Origin of the sequence: Aquimarina callyspongiae (assembly GCF_034322225.1) — a bacterium.
Lineage (GTDB): Bacteria > Bacteroidota > Bacteroidia > Flavobacteriales > Flavobacteriaceae > Aquimarina.
On sequence record NZ_JAXLPA010000013.1, the window covers coordinates 1483 to 7355 of the forward strand.

At 42.8% G+C, this 5873-nt stretch carries 1 protein-coding gene; it reads left to right on the forward strand.

What is annotated here, in order from left to right:
* A partial coding sequence (locus U0D62_RS25460) for a hypothetical protein (RefSeq protein ID WP_322290187.1) occupies nt 1–5873 on the forward strand: 5873 nt, incomplete at both ends.

Sequence of the window (5873 nt, forward strand, 5' to 3'; positions counted from 1 at the left end):
GCAGATATCGCTATTACACAAGAATACCGTTGTGATGCGAGTGGTTCCAGTGCGACTCCACAATTGGGAGAGATTACAATTTCTAACCCTCTGAATGGTAACGGGAGTTATGAATATAGTATTGATGGCGTTGATTTCACCAATACCACCGGAATTTTCACCGGTTTAACAGACGGAACCTATACTTTATATATTCGAGATACCGATACAGCAGCTTGTCCTGTCAATTTAGGACAGTTGACTATCGATCCATTGCAGGAAGTAACCGATTTAAGTTTTGCTTCTCCTGCGATACAATGTCCTGCATTGACTTCTGCAGTTACTGTTACTGCTACAGGTAATAATGGAGCGAGTAGTTTTGAATACAGGATTTCTGCTCCGGCAGGAAGTGCTACTGCTTTTAGTGCTGCCAATACGTTTACATTACCCGCAGGCACCTATACTTTTGAAGCCAGAACAACCACCGATGGTTGTGTATATGCTGAAGACTTCACTATTGATACAATTGATTTTATAGCAGTTTCAGGAAGTGTTACTGCAGAACCAACTTGTAATGGCGATACTGATGGATCCTTATCCTTTACTGTTACCGATATAGATTTAACAGCCACTACCTATAGTTATGTAGTAACAGGTGGTACTATTGTAGGCTCCATAACAGGCGGTCCTATCAACACCACTCCTACACCGATTACAGGTCTTGGAGCAGGTACTTATACGATCACTGTTACCGACGATACCACCAATTGTACAGCCACCGATACTGTCATTATTACAGAGCCGACAGTATTAGGATTTACCGTAGTTGTGGATGATGCAGATTGTGGTGCCAACACCGGTATTATCACTGTAACAGCTACCGGAGGTAGAGGAGGTTACGAGTATGAATTAAGAGATGCCGGAAACACTCCGATTATCACTTATCAATCCAGTAACGTATTTACCGGTTTAGCTGCCGGGACTTATATTATAGCCGTTAGAGATGGCAATTCAGCTGCTGCTTGTTCAGTAGACAATCAGGCAACCCCAACGGTTGTTGGAGAAACCCTTCCCCCTTCTATCGCCCTTGCTGCAGGAGGAGATGCGTGTTATGATACCACCAACCAGGCGAGTCAGTGGATTACCATTACCGGAGGCGTTGGGCCATATACCTATAGCTTAGATGGAGGTGCACCAGTTGCAGTTACCTTCTTAGCTTCTCCGCCAAATCCGGCCAACACTTTTGAGATACCAGGATTAACACCAGCTATTGGATATAGTGTGGTGGTAACCGATACAAATAACTGTTCTTCAGGCGCCGTTACCTTTGACATTCAGCCAGAATTAACCCTTGCGGCATCTTTAACCAAGGATTTAGATTGTAGTGCCAGTCCAGATGCAGTTATTGCTGTGACGACTACAGGAGGAAACGGAGGTAACACCTTTGAGATTAATATTAATGCAGGAGGGTATGGTCCTTATGCAGGAGTATTCCCTTTTACAACCACTACCGCTGGAACCTATCAGTTTAGAGTAACCGACTCCGAAGGTTGCCAGGCAGAAACAGGAGTTATTACAGTAACCCCAGCACCAGATCCAGTAGCAAATGCAGTAGCTACGGATGCGACTTGTTTTGGTCAGGCAGACGGTTCTGTAGTCATTACCGTAGATACGACAGTAGGAACAGCACCCTATCAGATTGACTTTAACGGAGGTGGGTTTAGCAACCAAACGACCTATGGTAGTTTAGCGGCAGCAACCTATAATTATGTAGTAAGAGACGCCAAAGGATGTACAGATACCTTTAGCATAGCAGTTGGAGAGCCAGCAGATGTTGTTATAGGTACAGAAAGCAATGTTGATATCACCTGTAGTCCAGGAACCGGAAATGTTCTTGGAACAATAGATTTATCTAATATCACCGGAGGTACCCCTCCATATACCTATAGCTTACTGAATCCAGATAATTCATTGGCGACCACAACCTCTCCAAACCCGGTTGGACCGACACCTAATGATTTCATTGTATTTAATGATGTTGATTTTGGGAACTATACCGTTAGGATAGTAGATGCCAATGGCTGTTTATACGAATTTGATTATAGTATCGCTACTCCTGCAATCTTTACAATCACCGAGAGCTCAACCGCTTCTTGTGCTGCTGGAGTAACAGCAAATATTACAGTTACAGGAGGTACCGGGCCCTTTAGGATTCGTGAATATCCTTCAGGCGCTTTTGTAAACCTGAATGCTCTACCAGCAAGTTCAGGAACTCCTTTTGAGCGAAATCATCAATTTCCAAATTTACCATTTGATACTCCTTTCACTTATGAAATAATTGATGATGGAACAAATTGTACCGATATTCGAACATTGACTCCACCAGCGAACCCATCAACGATCAACATAGCCTTGACAGAGAATGATGTTTCGTGTAATGCTGCAGGAGATGGTTCTATAGATTACACCATTACCACATATCAGGGAGATGAATTGACTTATGAGGTTTTCAGAATCACAGATTTAAGTGTAGATATCAGTGGAACATTAACCTTTGGAAACGGGAACCCAGAAACCGTTCCTGTAGGAGGTAGTGCAATTGATAACATTAGTGGTTTTGGTCCTGGAGACTATCTATTAAGAGTAACAGAGACAGGTGGCGCCGTTGCGAACCCTTGTAACTCTGCAATTCAATTCACTATAGAGGAACCCACACCAGTTAACCTTATAGAGACCAGTAATACACCGGGGAATTGTAATACCTTCGCCGAAGTAGTAGTGAATGGTCAGGGAGGGACTCCTCCATACCGTTATGCGGCGGTATTAGATGGAGCTCCAGCTCCATTACCTGGAGCGTATAATGCGAGTAATGTTTTATTACTGGACCAAGCTTTAGGATTATTATGGGATGTATATATGTTAGATGCGAATGATTGTCCGTTTGGGCCATTAGACGTTACTATCACTGCAACAGCAGACCCTGTATTTACCAGTGTTCCTGCATTTGTGGATGACCCTTGTACCTTTGATAACAATTATACATTTACAGTATTAGCCACAGGAGATAGCCAGTTAGAGTTTGGTATTGATGATGGAGATACCGGTACTGCAGATACTCCGATATTTGTAGCAGGAACTCCAACAGGAACTCCAAATGAATATACATACACCTATACCGTTACAGGTCCAAGTGTAGATCAATATACACTTACAGTAAGAGATGTTAACGGCTGTACCGATACAGATCAGATGATTGTATTCCCAGAGTTACTAGTAAGTGCAGACTTTACTACTGAGCCTACGTGTAGAAATTTTGACGGAGAGATTACTGTTACCGTAACCGGTGGATCTGACTTTACAACCAATCCAGGGAACTTTACCTTTGTACTAACCGGTACTGATAGTGGCGGTGCTGCTGTAGGTCCTATTACTCAAGTAGGTGCAGGAGGAAATATCTTCTCAACTATTTCAGCAGGAAGCTATTCGATTACCGTTACTGATGCAGCGATTGGTCCGGCACCAGGTTGTGATGCAACCACCACCGTAACCAGAGAAGTCCCATTAGATCCGGTACTGATTGTAATAGATACTGATAATGAGAGTTGTGTTGCTGCTGGGGATGGTTCTATCCAGGTTGGATTAGATCCTGCCTTCCCATTAGCAGATGACAACCCACCATATACTTATGAATTATATGCAGGAGCTGTAATTGCAGGAGTACCTATTACAACTCAGGTAGACAATGGACTCTTTACAGGGTTAGCTCCGGGAGCATATAGCATTAGAGTTACTTCATCACTAAGTTGTTTTGATGATGAATTAAATATTATAATCGATCCGGCGGATCCATTAGGAGCAACCCCGACACTGGGTACTTATAGCTGTAATGGAAGTAATGCAGAAGATTTACCAGATATTACCGTGGATATTGTAGGAGGAGTTGCTCCATATAGTATTACCTATACAGGTCCTATCTCTGGAACCAACCTTCCAGTAACCGGAACACAGTTTATTATTCTGGATACCCCAGCAGGAAGTTATGATATCACTATAACCGATGATAACAACTGTACCTTTACCATTCCTACTCAGAATGTAGGTCCATTCCCGATTATGAGTAACCCTGTGGTTACCTTGGTGGATAGAATTACTTGTGCTGCACCAAATGCAGAACTGGTAACGGTATCAGTAGATAGAATCACCGGAAACACCAATGGCTTCCAGTTTGATTTATTACCAGTTGGAGGAGCCGATGTACAGACCGTAGCAGAAGATCCTTCGGGAACCACTACCAGTGGAAACTTTAGTCTGCCAGCAGTAGGAACCTATATCTTTAGAATTACAGACTTAGATACAGGATGTTCTATAGATACAGCTCCATATGAAGTACTACCGTTTGATACAATAGAAGCCACGATAGCCCTTACAGCCAATACCATCCAATGTTTTGGAGATAATGGAGAAGTAAGCCTATCAGTAACCGGACATACAGGACCATATACCTATGACGCTACCAACCTTACAACAGGAGTTGTCGTTAGTGGAGGTGGTGATAATACCGTATTAGATCCGATAATCATTGGTGGTCTTGGTGCAGGAAACATCCAGGTAACCGTAACAGACCCTGTTACTACTTGTGACGATGTATCTAATATTGTTACCTTAATGCAGCCAACAGAATTAATGTTGAGTCTGGTTTCTCAGATAGAGGCAAATTGTAATGATGATGGACGTGTAGAAGTAACCGCTTCAGGAGGAACAGCTCCTTATGTATTTACAGCCACCGATGGAGGTACTGTATTTACAAACAATGATGGAAACTTTACCCTGCCAGGAGCAACAGGAGCAGGTATCGTTTATACGATAACTGTAACCGATGCCAATAGTTGTGCATCTAATCCAGCATCCTTAACTGTCACAGTCATCACTGCAGATAATCCGGTCTTAGATCCGTTACCTGCCTTTGTAGATGATGCCTGTACATTTGATAATAGTTACACTTTCACAGCAACAGCGACAAGTAATGTAACGGTTCCTCCAGGAACGGGAACATTAACTTTCCAATTGAATGCAGATACTCCGGTATCAGGAAATGTAAGTAATACTGAACACCAGTTTACCGTTACAGCTCCGGGAACATATACCGTTACGGTATATGATGAGAATGGATGTCCTTCGAATGTAGAATCTATTATTGTATATCCAGAGCCTATTGTAAGTGCAGACTTTACTACTGAGCCTACGTGTAGGAACTTTGATGGAGAGATTACTGTTACCGTAACCGGTGGATCTGACTTTACAACCAATCCAGGGAACTTTACCTTTGTACTAACCGGTACTGATAGTGGCGGTGCTGCTGTAGGTCCTATTACTCAAGTAGGTGCAGGAGGAAATATCTTCTCAACTATTTCAGCAGGAAGCTATTCGATTACCGTTACTGATGCAGGGATTGGTCCGGTACCAGGTTGTGATGCGACCACTACCGTAACCAGAGAAGTCCCATTAGATCCAGTACTGATTGTAATAGATACTGATAATGAGAGTTGTGTTGCTGCTGGGGATGGTTCTATCCAGGTTGGATTAGATCCTGCCTTCCCATTAGCAGATGACAACCCACCATATACTTATGAATTATATGCAGGAGCTGTAATTGCAGGAGTACCTATTACAACTCAGGTAGACAATGGACTCTTTACAGGGTTAGCTCCGGGAGCATATAGCATTAGAGTTACTTCATCACTAAGTTGTTTTGATGATGAATTAAATATTATAATCGATCCGGCGGATCCATTAGGAGCAACCCCGACACTGGGTACTTATAGCTGTAATGGAAGTAATGCAGAAGATTTACCAGATATTACCGTGGATATTGTAGGAGGTGTTGCTCCATATAG